We start from the raw sequence: 18128 nt of genomic DNA on the forward strand, positions 1-18128 counted from the left end.
TCCTTGGAGTTGGTGGGTTACGGTGCGCGCGGCACTGTAACCCGATCAACGCCGGCGTGCGAGTGGATTACTCGGCAGCGCCTTCAGCAGCTTCAGCGGCAACGCGCGGGGCGTGGACGTTGGCAACAGCTTTGTCATCACCGTGGGCCAGAGCGACGAACTCTACGCCTTTCGGAGCTTTCAGGTCCGACAGGTGGATGATGGTGCCGACTTCGGCGTTGGCCAGGTCGACTTCGATGAACTCAGGCAGGTCTTTGGCTTCGCAGGAAACTTCGATCTCGGAAACGACGTGCGAGATCTCGCCGCCTTTCTTGATCGGGGCTTCTTCGCCGACGAAGTGAACTGGAACCTTGGCGGTCAGCTTCTGGCCAGCAACGACGCGAACGAAGTCGGCGTGCATGATGAAGCCTTTGGCCGGGTGACGCTGCATGGCCTTGACCACGACGTTCTGCTTGGCACCGTCGACATTCAGTTCGATAACGTGGCTGAAGGCAGCTTCGTTTTCGAACAGCTTGGCGATTTCCTTGGCCACGATGGTCAGGGATTGGGCTTCTTTATCGCCACCGTAGACAACGGCAGGGATGTTGGCGGAGTGACGCAGGCGGCGGCTCGCACCTTTCCCCAGGTCAGTACGCGCTTGGGCGTTCAGGATGAAATCAGTCATTTTGCTTCTCCAAAATAGCCCCCCGAGGGCGTTTGCGACCAGCGCCAACGGGGATGGCAAAAAAGCCCCGCCCCAACGAATGCTGGGGCGGGGCGCTTCATATCAACACGTGTTCCGCTTAGCGGAACATCGCGCTGATCGATTCTTCGTTGCTGATGCGGCGTACCGCTTCAGCGACAACCGGTGCGATATCCAGCTGGCGGATACGGTCACAGGCTTGAGCAGCGGCGGACAGCGGAACGGTGTTGGTCACCACCAGCTCGTCCAGTACCGACTTCTCGATGTTCTCGATCGCGCGGCCCGACAGGACAGGGTGCGTGCAGTAGGCGTAAACCTTGGCAGCGCCGTGTTCTTTCAGGGCCTTGGCCGCGTGGCACAGGGTGCCGGCGGTGTCGACCATGTCGTCTACCAGGATGCAGGTGCGTCCTTCGACGTCGCCGATGATGTGCATAACCTCGGAGTGGTTAGCCTTTTCGCGGCGCTTGTCGATGATCCCGAGATCGACGCCCAGGGACTTGGCGACGGCGCGAGCTCGCACCACACCACCGATGTCCGGGGAAACGATCATCAGGTTCTCGAAACGCTGGTCTTCGATGTCGTCGACCAGTACGGGCGAGCCGTAGATGTTGTCGACGGGGATATCGAAGAAACCCTGGATCTGGTCAGCGTGCAGGTCGACGGTGAGAACACGGTCGATACCCACGACAGTGAGCATGTCAGCGACGACTTTGGCGCTGATGGCTACACGTGCCGAACGCGGACGGCGGTCCTGGCGGGCGTATCCGAAGTAAGGAATCACGGCGGTGATTCGCGACGCTGAGGAGCGGCGGAAGGCGTCGGCCATCACTACCAGTTCCATCAGATTGTCGTTGGTTGGGGCACAGGTGGGCTGAATGATGAAGACGTCTTTACCGCGGACATTTTCGTTGATTTCAGCACTGATTTCGCCGTCGGAGAACTTGCCGACAGAAACATCACCCAGTGGAATATGCAGCTGACGTACGACACGCCGAGCCAGATCGGGGTTAGCATTCCCCGTGAAGACCATCATCTTGGACACGCGCAGTACCTGAAGGCTGAGGGTAACCTGGATGAGTATAAGAAATGGCAGGGGCGGCTGGATTCGAACCAACGCATGGCAGGATCAAAACCTGCTGCCTTACCGCTTGGCGACGCCCCTGTATCTGTTGCTGCGAATTCTTATGAACTCGACTTCTTGATCAGACTTTGCAGCTTGCGATGCAACATCGAAACATTGCTTCCTTTCGCCACAAACCCTGTTTGGGTCTCTGAAAGAAGGGCCAGAACTCTATCAGCTTCGGCTTTGCTTGGGAAGGCCCCAAACACACAACTTCCAGTGCCGGTCATTCGAGATTCGGTGAATTTACCCAGTGAAATCAGCGCATTGCGAACTTCAGGATACCGTTGCTCTACTACCGGTTGGCAGTCATTTCGACTGTTTCCCTCGGGAACGGGGCGCATCTTAAGGGGGAGGGAATCACGTGTCAACTCTGGATGCGAAAAAATTTCCGCTGTGCTGACAGACACTTGCGGTACCAGCACGACGTACCAGGGTTCGGCGGGGTCGACCGGGGTCAGTTGCTCGCCGACACCCTGGGCAAAGGCAGCATGGCCGCGGACGAACACCGGCACATCGGCGCCAAGCGAAAGGCCCAGGGTCGCCAGGCGGTCTTCGTCCCAGTCCAGCTGCCACAAGTGCGCAAGTGCCAGCAGGGTGGTCGCCGCGTCAGAGCTGCCGCCACCGATGCCGCCGCCCATGGGCAGCACCTTGCGCAGCCAGATGTCGGCACCGAGTGCTGTGCCGGACTGGGTCTGCAGCATGCGCGCCGCGCGGACGATCAGGTTGCTGTCGTGGGGCACGCCGGCAATTTCCGTTTGCAGGCAGATCTGGCCATCGTCGCGCAGGGCGAAGCTCAGCTCGTCGCCATGCTCGAGAAACTGGAACACGGTTTCCAGCTCGTGATAGCCATCGGCGCGGCGCCCGGTGATGTGCAGCCACAGGTTGAGCTTGGCCGGCGCGGGCAGTGTCAGCGTTTGCATCGAATCAGTGCCCCAGCTGGCGTGGCTGCCAGTCCTTGACCACCAGGGTCACGTCGATGTTCTCGCCGTGTAGCTTCAGGCGCTCGGGCAGCCAGTAACCGTTCTGCTCCACGTAACTCAGGTATTCGACCTTCCAGCCGTCCTGGGCGAGGCTGGCCAGGCGGCTGTCGCCGTCGAGGGTCAGCTGGCTCTTGCTGTCCGGGGCGGGCAGGCCGCGCACCCACCAGACCAGGTGCGACACTGGCAGGCGCCAGCCCAGTTGTTCTTCCAGCAGGGCCTCGGGGTTGGCAGCCTCGTAGCGGCCCTGGTTGGCGACTTCCAGCACCACACCGCCGGGTCGCCCGGTCAGGCGTGCCGCGCCGCGGCCCAGGGGGCCGGCCAGGCGAATGTCGTAGTAGTCCTGGCGCTGCAGCCAGAACAGCGTGCCGCTGCCCGAATCACGCGGGGCGCGGATGCCGACCTTGCCGTTGATCTGCCAGCCGTCGAGGCTGCCCAGCTGCTGTTTGTGCTCGCGCCACAGCTGCGGGTTGCCCTGACCTTGCACGGCTTCCTTGCTGCCGAAGCCGGCGCAGCCGGCGAGCAGGGCGATGAGGGTAAAGGTAATGCAATGACGCAGGAACATGGTTTACAGGCTCTCGGATCCGGTCAGGCGCAGCAGGGTCTTGCGCAGGATGGGGCTGTCGGCCTGGGCTTCGAAACCCTTGGCCCAGACTTGGCGGGCTTCGCGGCGCTTGCCGTTGGCCCAGAGGACTTCGCCCAGGTGGGCGGCGACCTCATGATCGGGGAAGCGTTCGAAGGCCAGGCGCAGTTGGCGCTCGGCTTCCTCGAGGTTGCCCGTGCGATAGGCGATCCAGCCCAGGCTGTCGAGCACGGCCGGGTCGTCCGGGGTGAGCTGGTGGGCTTTTTCGATCAGCGCCTTGGCTTCGCCATAGCGGGTGGTGCGGTCGGCCAGTGTGTAGCCCAGGGCGTTCAGGGCCATGGCATTTTCCGGCTCGCGGGCGATGATGGCGCGCAGGTCTTTTTCCATCTGCGCCAGGTCGTTGCGCTTCTCTGCGAGCATGGCGCGGGTGTAGAGCAGGTTGAGGTCGTCCGGATAGCGCTTGATCGCCTGCTCCAGCACCTGGGCGGCCTGGGTTTCCTTGCCGTTGTTGCCCAGGCTTTCGGCCTCGATCAGGTACAGCTGGATGGCGTAGTCCGGCTGCGCCTCGCGGGCCTCGGCGAGCAGTTTCGAGGCTTCGGCGCTGCGGCCGTTGGCAATCAGGATATCGGCCTGGCGCAGTTGCGCCGGCAGGTAGTCCGGGCCGGGGCCGACCAGTGCGTACTCGCGCAGGGCGGCAGCCGGCTGGCTGCGTTCCTCACGGATGCGGCCGAGGTTGAGGTGGGCGGCATCGACATTGGCGTCACGCTCGACCAGTTCCTGCAGGTAGCCTTCGGCCTCATCCCAGTGCTTGGTTTCCAGGCACACCAGGGCCAGCGAGTAGCGGATCTCGTCGTCTTCCGGATACTGCTGCAGCAGGCTCTCGAACTCGGCCTTGGCGTCGTCGATGCGGTCCTGCTCGACCAGGGTGCGCGCGAGTGTCAGGCGCAGGCGCTTGTCTTCAGGGTTGTCGCGGATCGCCCCGCGCAGCAGCGGCAGGGCCTCTGGACCGCGGTCCAGGGACTGAAGCAGGCGAGCGCGCAGCAGCACCGGGGCGATCTCGCCATTCTGTGGCGGGTGGGCCTCGAGCAGGTCGAGTGCCTGTTGCGGCTTGTCATCCTGGTTCAGCAGCAAAGCCTTGCCAAACACCAGCTGGCTGTTCTCGGGGTACTTCACCAGCAGGCGGTCGAAGCTTTGCATCAAGCCGTCGCGGGTATGCTGGTCAGTCTCGGCGGCCGACAGGGCGAGGAAGTCGAAGTGGGTGTCACCCTGGCCTTGCAACACCTTCTCCATGTAGGTCATGGAGTCGTCGTAACGCCCGGCGCGGGCCAGCTGGATGGCGGCAGCGCGCTGGGCGTCGAGGTTCTGCGGGTCGTTACGGGCCCAGATCAGCGCGGTGTCCAGAGCCGGTTCATCGGCGCCCAGGTACTCGGCGATGCGATAGGCTCGCTCCGAGACTGCCGAGTCCTGGGTCTTCTCGGCCTGATCGACGTAGTTGGCCAGGGCGATGTCGAAACGGTTGCGCTGGCCAGCCAGCTCCGCCACCAGCAGGCTGTAAAGGGTGTCCTGCTTGAACGATCCGTACACCACGGGCTTTTCCGCGCTCTTGCCGGCGTCGGCGGCGGGCGTCTGGACGTCCGTCTTCGGGGCCAGGCTCTGGCAGCCTTGAAGCAGGGCGAGGGCAAGCAGCAATGCGTAGGATTTGTTCATAGAGGCTTATAAAGAGGCTAAACCGGCGGTCAGAGCATGATGACACAAGCGCGATGGCAAACCCACCTGCGAAGGTCGTGGTGTGAAGCGGCGCTTCGGAGTATAGGGACAATGCGCCGGGGCGGTGGTTCGCAACCCGTCCACGGCATCCTGCCCTTGCCCTTGCCCTTGCCCTTGCCCTTGCCCTTGCCCTTGCCCTTGCCCTTGCTGTTGTTTTTGCTTTTGCTTCTAAGCGCTCGGTAGTTCAGGCAACGCCAATTGCGACTTCAGGAGGCCGAACGCAGGTCTTGCGGAGGGAGGTGACGGGCATGGATGCCCGTCAAGCGCTGCGCCCCAGGATGGGGCGTTCAGCGCGGTCCTCCCGGGAGCAAGGCCGGAGTGAGGGGACCCCGGAGCGAAGCGTAGGTAACCCGCCGTAAGGGCGGAAAGGTGACTGTGCGTCGCCATCGCCAATGAATGAGCGTATAACTTTCAAAACCCACGCTCTGAAAGTCAAAGTCGGTCGGCGTGGGTTTCTACAGGTGCAAGCGCATTCATTTGCTATGTCGACGCTCAATCACCTTTCCGCCCTTACGGCGGCTCACTTTTTGAAGGATCAAAAAGTAAGCAAAAAATCCTCGCTCCATTCATCCGGCCCTCCGCTGCGCTCCGGGTTCCCTCACTCCGGCCTTGCTCCCGGGAGGACCGCGCTGAACGCCCCATCCTGGGGCGCAGCGCTTGACGGGCATCCATGCCCGTCACCTCCCTTCGCAAGACCTGCGTTCGGCCTCCTGAAGTCGCGAAGTTACGGGCGGCGCCTGGGCTGACGCAGCTGTCGCTAGTGGACCAAGGGATAAACTCTCGATCGGCAACGGCAACGGCAACGGCAACGGCAACGGCAACGGCAACGGCAGGGGAGAGTGTAGGTACGGGCGATAGGCTCGCCGCATTAGCACAATAGCGAACGGTGGTTGTTCTAAAACCTGCGAAGTAGGACAATTATCGGCTTCACGTCCCAACCAGCGATCTTGCATGGCCTTTCTTGCCCTTGGTATCAACCATAAGACTGCCTCGGTAGACGTACGCGAGCGCGTGGCGTTTACGCCCGAGCAGCTGGTCGACGCCCTGCAGCAGCTGTGCCGACTGACCGCCAGCCGCGAAGCGGCGATCCTGTCGACCTGCAACCGTAGCGAACTCTATATAGAACAGGACCACCTTGCCGCCGATGCCGTGCTGCAATGGCTGGCAGACTATCACCAGCTGAGCCTCGACGAGCTGCGCGCCAGCGCCTATGTCCACGAGGAGCACGACGCGGTCCGGCACATGATGCGCGTGGCCTCCGGCCTCGATTCGCTCGTGCTTGGCGAGCCGCAGATCCTCGGCCAGATGAAATCGGCCTACGCCGTGGCCCGCGAGGCCGGCACTGTTGGCCCGCTGCTTGGGCGCCTGTTCCAGGCCACCTTCAGTGCCGCCAAGCAGGTGCGCACCGACACCGCCATCGGCGAGAACCCCGTGTCGGTGGCATTTGCCGCGGTCAGCCTGGCCAAGCAGATCTTCTCCGACCTGGGGCGCAGCCAGGCGCTGCTGATCGGCGCCGGCGAGACCATCACCCTGGTCGCCCGCCACCTGCACGAACAGGGTGTGCGACGTATCGTCGTGGCCAACCGCACCCTGGAGCGCGCCAGCATCCTCGCCGAACAGTTCGGCGCCCATGCGGTACTGCTGGCGGACATCCCGCAGGAGCTGGTCAACAGCGACATCGTCATCAGTTCCACCGCCAGCCAGTTGCCGATCCTGGGCAAGGGCGCGGTGGAGAGTGCGCTGAAACAGCGCCGGCACAAACCGATCTTCATGGTCGACATCGCCGTGCCGCGTGATATCGAGCCGCAGGTCGGCGAGCTGGACGACGTCTACCTCTATACCGTCGACGACTTGCATGAAGTGGTCGCGGAAAACCTCAAGAGCCGCCAGGGCGCGGCCCAGGCCGCCGAGGAACTGGTATCGGCGGGCGCGGACGATTTCATGGTGCGCCTGCGCGAGCTGGCGGCGGTGGACGTGCTCAAGGCCTACCGCCAGCAGAGCGAGCGCCTGCGCGACGAGGAACTGCAAAAGGCCCAGCGCCTGCTGGCCAACGGCGGCAACCCCGAGGACGTGCTCATGCAGCTGGCCCGGGGCCTGACCAACAAGCTGTTGCATGCTCCCAGCGTGCAACTGAAAAAGCTCTCCGCCGAAGGCCGCCTCGATGCGCTGGCCATGGCCCAGGAACTCTTCGCCCTCGATGAGGGCTCGACGGACAAATCCCCGCAATGAAAGCGTCGCTGCTGAACAAACTGGACACGCTCCAGGACCGCTTCGAGGAACTCACCGCGCTGCTCGGTGATGCCGAAGTCATTTCCGACCAGACGCGCTTTCGCGCCTACTCACGCGAATATGCCGAAGTGGAACCGGTCATCGGGTCCTATAAAGAGTGGCGCAAGGTCCAGGACGATCTCGAAGGTGCCCAGGCACTGCTCAAGGACGCCGACCCCGATCTGCGCGAGATGGCGGTAGAGGAAGTGCGCGAGGCCAAGGAGCTGTTGGTTGGCCTGGAGTCGCAGCTGCAGCGCATGCTGCTGCCCAAGGACCCTAACGACGGGCGCAACGTGTTCCTGGAAATCCGTGCCGGCACCGGGGGCGACGAGGCGGCGATCTTCTCCGGCGACCTGTTCCGCATGTATTCACGCTATGCCGAGAAGCGCGGCTGGCGCCTGGAGATCCTCTCCGAGAACGAAGGCGAGCACGGTGGCTACAAGGAGATCATTGCCCGGGTCGAAGGGGACAGCGTCTACGGCAAGCTGAAGTTCGAGTCCGGCGCGCACCGTGTGCAGCGTGTGCCGGAAACCGAGTCGCAAGGCCGTATCCATACCTCCGCTTGCACCGTGGCGGTGTTGCCCGAGCCCGACGAGCAGGTGGCGATCGAGATCAACCCGGCCGACCTGCGCGTGGACACCTACCGCGCATCCGGTGCCGGCGGCCAGCACGTCAACAAGACCGATTCGGCGATCCGCATCACCCACTTGCCCACCGGCATCGTGGTCGAGTGCCAGGAAGAACGTTCGCAGCACAAGAACCGTGCCCGCGCCATGTCCTGGCTCTCGGCCAAGCTCAACGACATGCAGACCAGCGCCGCGCAGAACGCCATCGCCAGCGAGCGCAAGCTGCTGGTCGGCTCGGGCGACCGCTCCGAGCGCATCCGTACCTACAATTACCCGCAGGGCCGGGTTACCGATCACCGCATCAACCTCACCCTTTACTCGCTCGACGATATTCTCGCTGGTGGCGTGGACGCGGTGATCGAACCGTTGCTGGCCGAGTACCAGGCCGACCAGCTGGCTGCCCTGGGGGACTGAGATGACCATCATCGCCAGCTTGCTGCGCAATGCCCAGCTACCCGACTCGCCGACCGAACGGCTGGACGCCGAGTTGCTCCTGGCCGCGGCCCTGGGTAAGTCGCGCAGTTACCTGCACACCTGGCCCGAGCGCATCGTCAGCAGCGAGGCGGCGCAGGTGTTCGCCGGCTACCTCGACCGGCGTCGCGCCGGTGAGCCGGTGGCTTACATCCTTGGCCAGCAGGGTTTCTGGAAACTGGACCTGGAAGTCGCGCCACACACGCTGATTCCGCGCCCGGATACCGAGCTGCTGGTGGAAACCGCCCTCGAACTCGTGCCGCCCACGCCTGCCCGGGTGCTCGACCTGGGCACCGGCACCGGGGCTATCGCCCTGGCCCTGGCCAATGAGTGCCGGGGATGGCAGGTCACGGCGGTGGACCGCATCGAGGAGGCTGTCGCCCTGGCCGAGCGCAACCGCCAGCGCCTGGGCCTGGGCAATGTCCAGGTGCGTACCAGCCATTGGTTCGACGCCCTCGCGGGTGAGCGTTTCAACCTGATTCTCAGCAATCCGCCCTATATCCGCGCCGCCGATCCGCACCTGGTGGCCGGGGACGTGCGTTTCGAACCCAGCAGTGCCCTGGTGGCCGGCGAAGACGGCCTGGACGATCTACGTGTGATCGTCGACCAGGCCCCGGCTCACCTGCTGCCTGGCGGTTGGCTACTGCTCGAGCACGGCTATGACCAGGCGCCCGCCGTACGCGACCTGCTGGCGGCTGCCGGCTTCATCGACGTTGCCAGCCGCGTCGACCTGGGCGGACACGAACGTATCAGCCTGGGGCGCCTGCCATGCTGAGCGACCAGGAGCTGTTGCGCTACAGCCGGCAGATCCTGCTGTCGCAGGTGGATATCGACGGCCAGTTGCGCCTGAAATACGGCAAGGCCCTGATCATCGGTCTTGGCGGGCTGGGTTCCCCGGTGGCGCTGTACCTTGCAGCGGCGGGTGTCGGTGAGCTGCACCTGGCTGATTTCGACACCGTTGACCTGACCAACCTGCAGCGCCAGGTGATCCACGACAGCGACAGCGTCGGCATGAGCAAGGTCGATTCGGCCATCAAGCGTCTGCAGGCGATCAACCCGCAAATCAGCCTGGTTGCCCATCGCCGGGCGCTGGACGAGGATTCGCTGGCCGCCGCAGTGGCGGCGGTCGATGTGGTGCTCGACTGCTCCGACAACTTCAGCACCCGCGAGGCGGTCAACGCCGCCTGTGTTGGTGCGGGCAAGCCGCTGGTCAGCGGTGCGGCGATCCGTCTCGAGGGCCAGTTGTCGGTGTTCGACACCCGGCGCGATACCAGCCCCTGCTATCACTGCCTGTATGGCCATGGCAGCGAAGCCGAACTGACTTGCAGCGAGGCCGGGGTGATCGGCCCGTTGGTGGGGCTGGTCGGCAGCCTGCAGGCTCTGGAAGCGCTGAAGTTGCTGGCCGGTTTCGGCGAGCCGTTGATCGGCCGCCTGCTGCTGATTGATGCCCTGAGCACCCGCATGCGTGAGCTGCGGGTCAAGCGCGATCCGGCCTGCGCCGTGTGCGCCACGCGCCATGGCTGAGCGCACGGCGCCGGTGGGCGTGATGGACTCCGGCGTCGGCGGCTTGTCGGTTCTGGCCGAAATCCAGCGCCTGCTGCCCAGGGAGTCCTTGTTGTACGTGGCCGACAGTGGTCATGTGCCGTATGGCGAGAAATCGCCTGACTACATTCGTCAGCGCCTGCGGCATATCGCCCGGTTTTTCCACGAACAGGGCGCCAAGGCCATGGTGCTGGCGTGCAACACCGCCACCGTGGCCGCGGTGGCCGACCTGCGCGAGCGGTATCCGGACTGGCCACTGGTGGGCATGGAGCCGGCCGTCAAGCCGGCGGCGGTGGCGACCCGCTCCGGCGTGGTCGGCGTGCTGGCGACCACCGGTACCCTGCAGAGCGCCAAGTTCGCCGCCTTGCTCGACCGTTTCGCCAATGATGTGCGGGTGGTAACCCAGCCTTGCCCCGGGCTGGTGGAGCGTATCGAGGCGGGCGACCTGTTCAGCGAGCAATTGCGCCAATTGCTGTCGGGCTATGTGGAGCCGTTACTGGCGGCCGGCTGTGACACTTTGATCCTGGGCTGTACTCACTACCCGTTCCTGCGGCCGATGCTGGCCGAAATGGTGCCGGCTGAGGTGGCGATCATCGACACCGGGGCTGCCGTGGCGCGGCAACTTCAAAGATTGCTGGAGGCGCGCGGGCTGCTCGGCGAGGGCCCGGCGCAGACGACCGCATTCTGGAGCAGTGGGGAGCCAGAACGCCTGCAGAAAGTCCTGCCGCTTTTATGGAGTCAGTCCGGCAGCGTGCAACGCTTCCTGTCTTGAGCGGATACATGCAGGAGCGGGTGCGCCCGTACCTGCATGAGTCAGATTTTCTCCGGCAGCGGCCACAACTCGCCTGGCTCGAGAACCTCGAGCACCAGTTCGGGTTGCCGCTGACCCAGGCGTGCCAGCAACTCCTGCGCGGCACTTTGCGCCGTCCAGGGTTCCGGAATGGCCTGTGCCGAAGTCACCGGGCCTTTCAGCGACTGTGGCGCCGCCACGGTCAGGTCGATACCTAGCGCCTTCAGGGCAGGACGCTGCAGGCGAAGCCACTGTGGCAGGCTGTTGCTGCCACTGGCTGGCTGGTTCGGCTCGTACAACTGCAATGCCGAGTAACGGCTGAGAACGGCCATGACCTGGGGTTGGTCACCTTTGGCCAGGTGCGGCAGTGCGCCAACCAGACACTGTTCGGTGGCGCGTAGGTTGCTGCTGACGATCTGTTCGAACAGTTGCGCATCCGCCACATCGGCGGGCAGGTAATCGCAGGTTCCGGCATTGATGATCAGGCAATCCAGCGTGCTCCAGCGACTAGAGAGGCGCTGGGCGGCGTCCGGCAAGTGCTCTCCCAGGCGCATCAGGTGCCCACCGTAGCGTTGGCCCAGGCTGTCGAGTTGCTGGCTATCCCTGCCACTGGCGGCAACCTCTTGCCCGCTCGCGAGCAACTGTTCTACCAAGGCCAGGCCAAGTCCGTGGCTGGCTCCTGTAATCCAGAAGCGACGTGTCATGCTCTATGCCCCCTGATCCTGCCAGCTGGACAAGCTTTTGAAGGCTTCCAATGCGCGTTGGCGACTGCTATCGAGATCGACTATCGGGCCCGAGTAATTATTAGTAGCAAATAGATCGGCAGATTTCACCGGGTAGTGAATCGATTTATCGTCCCTGTCCTTCAATTCTGGCAGCCATCGACGAATGAACACACCCTTCGGGTCGAAGCGCTGTGACTGGGTAACAGGATTGAAAATGCGGAAGTAGGGCACTGCGTCAGTGCCTGTAGAGGCACTCCACTGCCAGCCGCCGTTGTTGGCGGCCAGATCGCCGTCTATCAAGTGGCGCATGAAGTGGCGCTCGCCATGCCGCCAGTCGATCAGCAGGTTCTTGCTGAGGAACATGGCGACGACCATGCGCAGCCGGTTGTGCATCCAGCCGGTGTGCAGCAACTGGTGCATGGCGGCATCGATGATAGGGAAGCCGGTGCGGCCTTCTTTCCAGGCCTGCAGGTCGGCCGGCGCGTCGCGCCAGGGCAGCGCTTCGGTGTGCGGGCGGAAGGCGCGATGCCGCGAGACGCGGGGATAGCCCACCAGGGTGTGCTTGTAGAACTCGCGCCACAGCAGCTCGTTGACCCAGGTCTGTACGCCGACGCTGCCGCTGTCGAATTCGCCCTGGTTGCTACCTAGGGCCGCATGCAGGCACTGACGTGGCGAGAGCACACCTGCCGCCAGGTAAGGCGAAAGCTGGCTGGTACCGGCCTTGGCGGGCAAGTCGCGCAGTTGCGCGTAATCCTCGACGGTTTCGTCGACGAAGCGCTGCAACCGCTGCCGTGCTTCATCTTCACCGGCGGGCCAGTGTTGGCGCAGGGCGTCGGAAGGTGCCTCGAAGCCGTCGATATGCTCGGGGATGGCGTCGCCGTGAATACCCAGCGCCTCTTGACGACGTACAGGCGCGGCGAGAGCGGGGAGGCCGCGGTGCAGATGTTCCAGGCAGACCCGTTTAAACTGGCTGAAGACTTGGAAATACTGGCCACCGCGGGTCAGTACGCTGCCGGGCTTGAACAGCAACTGGTCGAGGTGAGCGGTAGCGCCGATTCCAGCTTGTTGCAAGAGGTCGCGGGTCGCTTCGTCGCGCCGGGTCTCGTTGATGCCGTATTCCTCGTTCCAGTGCACGGCCTCGATGCCGTGCTGGCGGCAGACTTCGAGCACGCATTGCGGGGCGTCTTCCCACGTATCGACTTGGCGAATCAACAGGGGAATGTTCAGCGTCGCAAGTGACTGGCGCAGCAGCCGCAGGTTGCGCAGCCAGAAGTCGACCTTGCAGGGGGCGTCATCATGGGTCAGCCACTGGCCAGGGCTGGCGATCCAGAGGGCCACGGTTGGACCGCGCTGGCAGGCGGCCGCGAGCGCGGTGTTATCGTCCACACGCAGGTCACTGCGTAGCCATATCAATTGCATGGAATACGAGCCCAAGGTTGGTCAGGGTTGTTGCAGGCCGCGCAAGGCGGCTTGCGGGCTATCGAACAGGTACAGGTCGGTAAGCGACAATGCGCGTAGCTCGGCCTCATGGAGAGTGACTGTACCGCCACCCAGGAGTTTCTTCACGGCGACTTCCTGCAGCATGCGGCCCAGTGCGGCAAGGTCGGGGCGGCGTCCGAGGAAGAGCACCAGCGCTTGTGGCTGCAAGCGCTCCACGGCTTGGCGCAACTGACGAGGCTCGACCGACCACTCGAGTATCTCCAGAGGGTGGCCATTGCTGCTCAGCAGCCAGGCGCAGAGCCAGAACTCCGGGTCGAAGGGGGTATCGTCGGTGCGGGCAAGCAGCAGGCAGGGGCCGGTGAGCGAGTGGCCGTCGTGATAGACCCGCGCCCCCAGCTTGCTGCGCAGCCAGCTGTGAAAGAACACCTGCTCCAGGCAGGCGTCGAAATGGGTTTGCCAGCGCAGGGTGAGGGCCTCCAGTAGGGGGAGCAGCAGGCGCTCGCACACGGTCACGGCGGGGTAGAGGGCCATCACCTGGTTCAATAGTTGGTCGAGAGGGCGCTGGGCAAGGCGAGCGATTGCCGTGATCAGTTGCTCGATACGCTCGCCCCATTCGCCCTGGAGGGGCGGCGGAGTGTTCTCCGTGTTGTCCAGCAGCCCGCGCACTTGGCTGATTGCTGCGCCGCGCTCCAGCCAGCGCAGCGCGGCCTGGACCCGTTGCACCTGGTCTTGTGGATAGAGGCGATGGCCCTTGGGTGTGCGCTGAGGCTTGATCAGGCCGTAGCGCCGCTCCCAGGCGCGCAAGGTGACCGGGTTGACGCCGGTGAGCCGCGCTACCTCGCCGATAGGGAGCAACTCGTCAGATGGCATTGCGTAGTCCAAGGTCTTCCGGGTGGGGTTGCAGGTAGGCCTGTTGCAACAGGTAAGGGTCTGGATGGCAGCGCAAATGGTGCTTGAGCAGGGTCAGTGGGACCACCAGCGGCACCACGCCTCTCTGGTACTGGCCAATGACCTGCTGCAGCTCGGCCTTGTCGCTCTGGCCCAGGTCGTTGCGCAGGTAGCCGCTCAGGTGCTGCAGCACATTGCCATGGGTGCCGCGGCTGGCGCATCGGCGCAGGGCCTGCATCAACTGGCTGAAGTAGCGCGGGCCGAGCTGCTGCGGATCGTCGTCCCGGCGCATGATGCCGAGCAGGCGGCCAAGGGTGCGGTACGCCTGGGGGTTGTGGGCCATGAGCAGGTACTTGTAGCGGGCATGGAAGCGAATCAGGGCGCCGCGGCTCAGGCCCTGGCGCAGTTGCTGCTGCCAGTCGGCGTAGGCGTACACACGGGTGATGAAGTTTTCCCGTAGTACCGGGTCGTGCAGGCGACCTTCTTCCTCGACCGGCAGGTCCGGGCGCAGGGCGCAGAAGGCTGCGGCATAGACACCGCGACCATGATGAGCCGGGTGGCCGTCTTCCTGGTACACCTTGACCCGTTCGAGGCCACAGGACGGTGACTTCTGCATGAAGATGTAGCCGCAGATATCGTCCAGTTCGCCGGCCATCTGCTCACCGTAGGCCCGCAGTGGGCCGGCAAGGTCGGTGGTGCTGTTGCGCGTGCCGGTGACCGCAGGATGTTCAGGGTCCCCCACCAGGCGGACAGGTTCGCGCGGGGTGCCCAGGCCGATGGCGACTTCGGGACACAACGGCACCCAGTCAAAGTGCTTGTCGAGCAGGTCGAGACACAGGCTGGAGGCCTTGTGGCCGGCGTTGTAGCGCACGTTGAGGCCGGTCAGGCAGGCGCTGATGGCCAGGCGCGGCTTGCCGGTGGGCGAGGGAGCGTTCATCACTGTCTCCGAATGACTTGTACAGGCAGCACAATTTGTACAAGACAATTTCAGCACAGATGAAAACTTATACAAACAAATTTTTTGTATAAGTTTTATGAGCGACTAATCCAGATGCTCCAGCAAGCGCCTGGCGGCTTCCTGGCCGCTGAGCCAGGCGCCCTCGACGCGCCCGGACAGGCACCAGTCGCCACAGGCGTACAGGCCCAGGTCGGCATCGGCCAGCGTGCCCCACTCATGGTTGCTGGTGGGGCGAGCGTAGAGCCAGCGGTGGGCGAGGGCAAAGGTTGGCGCGGGTACCACGCAGCCGACCAGTTCGGCGAACTCACCCCGCAGCTGCTCGATCACTTCCTCCTTGGCCAGGTCGATATGCTGCCTGCTCCAGCTGGAGGTGGCATGCAGCACCCAGGTATCGAGTTGCTCGTCGCGGCCTGGCTTGCTGCGGTTACGTGCCAGCCAGTCGAGCGGACTGTCCTGGACGAAGCAGCCCTGCATGGGGGTGTCGAGTGGTGTCTCGAAGCCCAGGGCGATGGCCCAGGTCGGCTCCATCTGCACACCAGCGGCAACCGCCGCGAGTTTCGGTACGGCCGCCAGCAACGGTGTGGCCTGGGGGGCCGGCACGGCGATCACCACGCGGCTGAACGGCCCATGGCTGCAGCCTTCGGTATCTTGCAGGTGCCAGTACTGCTTGCCGCGGAATACCTCGGCGATGCGGCAGCCGAAGTTGACCGTGACATCCTTGAGCAGGCCACGGGTGATGGCGCTCATGCGCGGCACGCCGACCCAGCGGACCTGTTCGTCGGGGGAGGGCGTCAGTTCGCCATCGCGGTAGTTGTACAGCTGCGGTTTCCACTGCTCGGCCCAGCCTGAGGCGACCCAGTGCTGGACCTGCTCGACGAAGCGCCGGTCACGGGCAGTGAAGTACTGCGCGCCCAGGTCGAGGGCCCCCGCCTCGCTGCGCTTGCTGGCCATGCGGCCGCCGCTGCCATGGCCCTTGTCGAACAGGTGGACGGTCTGCCCGGCCTTCTGCAGGGCCTGGGCTGCGGACAGGCCGGCGATACCGGCTCCGATGATGGCGATGGGTACTGTCATGATGGCCTCTTCGAACCTAGCTTTGCGCAGCGTACGCTGCCCGGCAAACCTGTACAATGCACAATGTTTGTATAAGGTTATTCCGCTCGATAGGCAGGTGGCCTATGTTTATCCGAGAGCGATCGGTCAAAAAAGTGCCTTGATCTTAAAAATAGACCACGGCCGCCAAGTGTGAGGACACAGCCATGCATATATTGCTGACCGGCGGTACCGGCCTTATCGGCCAACACCTGTGCCAACGGTGGCAGGGCGAGGGCCATCGGCTGACGGTCTGGAGTCGCAGGCCGGAACAGGTGGCGAAAATCTGTGGCACTGGAGTGCGGGGCGTCGCGCGGCTGGACGATATCGCCGCGGACGACCCAGTGGATGCGGTGATCAACCTGGCCGGCGCGCCCATCGCCGATCGGCCCTGGACTGCGGCGCGCCGCACCCTGCTCTGGGCCAGCCGGGTGGCGCTCACCGAGCAGTTGCTGGCCTGGTTGGAGCGCCGCGAACAGCGCCCGTCGGTGCTGATCTCCGGCTCTGCGGTAGGCTGGTACGGCGACGGCGGTGAGCGCGAGCTCACGGAGACCTCGGCTCCGGTGAAGGAGGACTTCGCCAGCCAGCTGTGCATCGCCTGGGAGGAGACTGCCCTGCGTGCCCAGGCATTGGGGATCCGCGTGGTGCTGGTGCGCACCGGCCTGGTGCTTGCCGCTGATGGCGGCTTTTTGTCGCGCCTGCGCCTGCCCTACAAACTGGGTCTGGGCGGGCCGCTGGGCGATGGCCGGCAGTGGATGCCTTGGGTGCATATCGATGATCAAATCGCCGTGATTGATTTTCTCATGCAGCACAAGGAAGCCAGCGGTCCCTATAATGCCTGCGCACCGGAGCCGGTGCGCAATCGCGAATTCGCCAAGCGCCTGGGGCGCACCTTGCATCGTCCGGCATTCATGCCGATGCCGGCGCTGCTGCTCAAGGCCGGGCTCGGCGAGATGTCGACGCTACTGCTCGGTGGCCAGCGCGCCCGCCCTGTACGCCTGCTGGCGGCGGGCTTCACGTTCCGCTTCAACGATCTGCAATCGGCGTTGGACAACCTGTCCAGCCGCCTCTGACATAGGACGCTGCATGACCGATCATGCCCTGCTGCTGGTCAACCTGGGTTCGCCGGCTTCCACCTCGGTGGCCGACGTGCGCCGTTACCTCAACCAGTTCCTGATGGACCCGTACGTGATCGATCTGCCCTGGCCGGTGCGGCGCTTACTGGTGTCGCTGATCCTGATCAAGCGGCCGGAGCAGTCGGCCCATGCCTACGGGTCGATCTGGTGGGACGAAGGCTCGCCGCTGGTGGTGCTGACCCGCCGTCTGCAGCAGGCGATGACCGCCCATTGGCCCCATGGGCCGGTGGAGATCGCCATGCGCTATGGGCAACCGGCGCTGCCGGAGGTCCTTGAGCGCCTGGCCGCACAAGGCGTGCGCAAGGTGACGCTGGCGCCGCTTTATCCTCAGTTCGCCGACAGCACCGTGACCACGGTCGTGGAACTGGCGAAGCAGACCATTGCCGAGCGCAAGCTGCCCCTGCAGACCCGCATTCTGCAGCCGTTCTACGACCACCCTGAGTACATCGATGCCCTGGTGGCCAGTGCGCGCCCATACCTGGAGCAGGATTACGATCACCTGCTGCTGAGCTTCCATGGTTTGCCCGAGCGGCACCTGAAGAAGCTTGACCCCACCGGCCAACATGATTTCCAGGCTGCCGACTGCTGCAAGGACGCCAGCGCCGAGATGCGCGCGGTGTGTTATCGCGGCCAGTGCCTGGCCACGGCCAGGGCGTTCGCCCAGAAGATGGGCATCCCGGACGGCAAGTGGTCAGTGTCCTTCCAATCGCGCCTGGGCCGGGCCAAGTGGATCGAGCCCTACACCGAGACGCGTCTGGACGAGCTGGGCAAGGCGGGGGTGAAGAAGTTGCTGGTGATGTGCCCGGCCTTTGTTGCCGACTGCATCGAGACGCTGGAAGAGATCGGCATGCGCGGCAGTGAGCAATTCATCGAGGCCGGCGGCAAGGAGCTGGTGCTGGTGCCGTGCCTGAACGATCACCCGGAGTGGGTGAGGGTGCTGGCGGGGATGTGCGAGAAGGCCTGAGCGTGGGTTCGTGATGCTTCGTGGGAGCGGGCTTGCCCCGCGATGGCGATAGTCTGGGCTGACGCCATCGCGGGGCAAGCCCGCTCCCCACAAGGGTGC

Annotated in this window: 17 protein-coding genes and 1 tRNA gene; 7 read left to right on the forward strand and 11 right to left on the reverse strand. The window is 64.3% G+C overall.

The genetic code is table 11. From position 1 onward, the window contains the following. Positions 1 to 67: 67 nt before the first annotated feature. The 6 genes from ABZO33_RS09040 to ABZO33_RS09065 all read right to left on the reverse strand — a co-directional run bounded on the left by ABZO33_RS09040 (position 68) and on the right by ABZO33_RS09065 (position 5072). Positions 68 to 664, reverse strand: coding sequence for a 50S ribosomal protein L25/general stress protein Ctc (locus ABZO33_RS09040; RefSeq protein WP_046857141.1), 597 nt, complete (start codon positions 662 to 664; stop codon positions 68 to 70). Positions 665 to 782: 118 nt separating this feature from the next. Beyond that, complete coding sequence (locus ABZO33_RS09045) at positions 783 to 1724, reverse strand: ribose-phosphate pyrophosphokinase (RefSeq protein ID WP_016391678.1); 942 nt, start codon at positions 1722 to 1724, stop codon at positions 783 to 785. 45 nt (positions 1725 to 1769) lie between these two features. Continuing rightward, a tRNA-Gln gene (locus ABZO33_RS09050) sits at positions 1770 to 1844 on the reverse strand. A 20-nt stretch (positions 1845 to 1864) separates the two neighbouring features. Continuing rightward, complete coding sequence (ispE, locus tag ABZO33_RS09055) at positions 1865 to 2725, reverse strand: 4-(cytidine 5'-diphospho)-2-C-methyl-D-erythritol kinase (protein WP_414535777.1); 861 nt, start codon at positions 2723 to 2725, stop codon at positions 1865 to 1867. A 4-nt stretch (positions 2726 to 2729) separates the two neighbouring features. Further along, complete coding sequence (gene lolB, locus ABZO33_RS09060; RefSeq protein ID WP_046857139.1) at positions 2730 to 3347, reverse strand: lipoprotein insertase outer membrane protein LolB; 618 nt, start codon at positions 3345 to 3347, stop codon at positions 2730 to 2732. A 3-nt stretch (positions 3348 to 3350) separates the two neighbouring features. Beyond that, entirely contained in the window at positions 3351 to 5072 is a 1722-nt protein-coding gene (locus tag ABZO33_RS09065) for a tetratricopeptide repeat protein (protein WP_414535778.1), read from the reverse strand. Between the two features lie 1011 nt (positions 5073 to 6083). On the opposite strand from ABZO33_RS09065, the gene hemA reads away from it, so the two are divergent. From hemA to murI, 5 genes are read left to right on the forward strand one after another with little or no spacing between them, the layout of a single operon-like run. Further along, entirely contained in the window at positions 6084 to 7361 is a 1278-nt protein-coding gene (gene hemA / locus ABZO33_RS09070; protein WP_414535779.1) for a glutamyl-tRNA reductase, read from the forward strand. Further along, positions 7358 to 8440, forward strand: coding sequence for a peptide chain release factor 1 (prfA, locus tag ABZO33_RS09075; protein ID WP_414535780.1), 1083 nt, complete (start codon positions 7358 to 7360; stop codon positions 8438 to 8440). Before hemA ends, prfA begins: the two co-directional genes overlap by 4 nt. 1 nt (position 8441) lies before the next feature. Further along, positions 8442 to 9272: a peptide chain release factor N(5)-glutamine methyltransferase gene (prmC, locus tag ABZO33_RS09080; protein ID WP_414535781.1), complete on the forward strand. Its 831-nt coding sequence runs from the start codon at positions 8442 to 8444 to the stop codon at positions 9270 to 9272. Beyond that, positions 9266 to 10021 carry a molybdopterin-synthase adenylyltransferase MoeB gene (locus tag ABZO33_RS09085; protein WP_414535782.1) on the forward strand — a complete coding sequence of 252 codons (756 nt, stop codon included), beginning with the start codon at positions 9266 to 9268 and terminating at the stop codon, positions 10019 to 10021. Before prmC ends, ABZO33_RS09085 begins: the two co-directional genes overlap by 7 nt. Then, positions 10014 to 10811, forward strand: coding sequence for a glutamate racemase (murI, locus tag ABZO33_RS09090; RefSeq protein WP_414535783.1), 798 nt, complete (start codon positions 10014 to 10016; stop codon positions 10809 to 10811). The genes ABZO33_RS09085 and murI overlap by 8 nt, the downstream gene beginning before the upstream one ends. A 41-nt stretch (positions 10812 to 10852) precedes the next feature. Here murI and ABZO33_RS09095 read toward each other — a convergent pair whose 3' ends face one another. The 5 genes from ABZO33_RS09095 to ABZO33_RS09115 all read right to left on the reverse strand — a co-directional run bounded on the left by ABZO33_RS09095 (position 10853) and on the right by ABZO33_RS09115 (position 15911). Next, complete coding sequence (locus ABZO33_RS09095) at positions 10853 to 11533, reverse strand: SDR family NAD(P)-dependent oxidoreductase (RefSeq protein ID WP_414535784.1); 681 nt, start codon at positions 11531 to 11533, stop codon at positions 10853 to 10855. Positions 11534 to 11536: 3 nt separating this feature from the next. Next, entirely contained in the window at positions 11537 to 12973 is a 1437-nt protein-coding gene (gene phrB / locus ABZO33_RS09100; protein WP_414535785.1) for a deoxyribodipyrimidine photo-lyase, read from the reverse strand. Between the two features lie 21 nt (positions 12974 to 12994). Beyond that, positions 12995 to 13864 (reverse strand): MerR family transcriptional regulator, encoded by an 870-nt coding sequence (locus ABZO33_RS09105; protein WP_414535786.1) that lies wholly within the window; start codon positions 13862 to 13864, stop codon positions 12995 to 12997. Continuing rightward, positions 13854 to 14819 carry a YbgA family protein gene (locus ABZO33_RS09110; RefSeq protein ID WP_414535787.1) on the reverse strand — a complete coding sequence of 322 codons (966 nt, stop codon included), beginning with the start codon at positions 14817 to 14819 and terminating at the stop codon, positions 13854 to 13856. Before ABZO33_RS09110 ends, ABZO33_RS09105 begins: the two co-directional genes overlap by 11 nt. 105 nt (positions 14820 to 14924) lie before the next feature. Continuing rightward, positions 14925 to 15911, reverse strand: a complete 987-nt coding sequence (locus tag ABZO33_RS09115) for an NAD(P)/FAD-dependent oxidoreductase (RefSeq protein WP_414535788.1) — start codon at positions 15909 to 15911, stop codon at positions 14925 to 14927. Positions 15912 to 16096: 185 nt separating this feature from the next. Between ABZO33_RS09115 and ABZO33_RS09120 the strand changes: the two genes are divergently transcribed. Together ABZO33_RS09120 and hemH are read left to right on the forward strand one after the other, a co-directional pair. After that, positions 16097 to 17002 carry a TIGR01777 family oxidoreductase gene (locus tag ABZO33_RS09120; protein WP_414535789.1) on the forward strand — a complete coding sequence of 302 codons (906 nt, stop codon included), beginning with the start codon at positions 16097 to 16099 and terminating at the stop codon, positions 17000 to 17002. Between the two features lie 13 nt (positions 17003 to 17015). Then, a complete protein-coding gene (gene hemH, locus ABZO33_RS09125) occupies positions 17016 to 18029 on the forward strand; it encodes a ferrochelatase (RefSeq protein WP_414535790.1) in 1014 nt (337 codons plus the stop codon). The last annotated feature ends 99 nt before the right edge of the window (positions 18030 to 18128 follow it).

It is taken from the genome of Pseudomonas sp. CAM1A (assembly GCF_047501685.1).
Lineage (GTDB): Bacteria > Pseudomonadota > Gammaproteobacteria > Pseudomonadales > Pseudomonadaceae > Aquipseudomonas.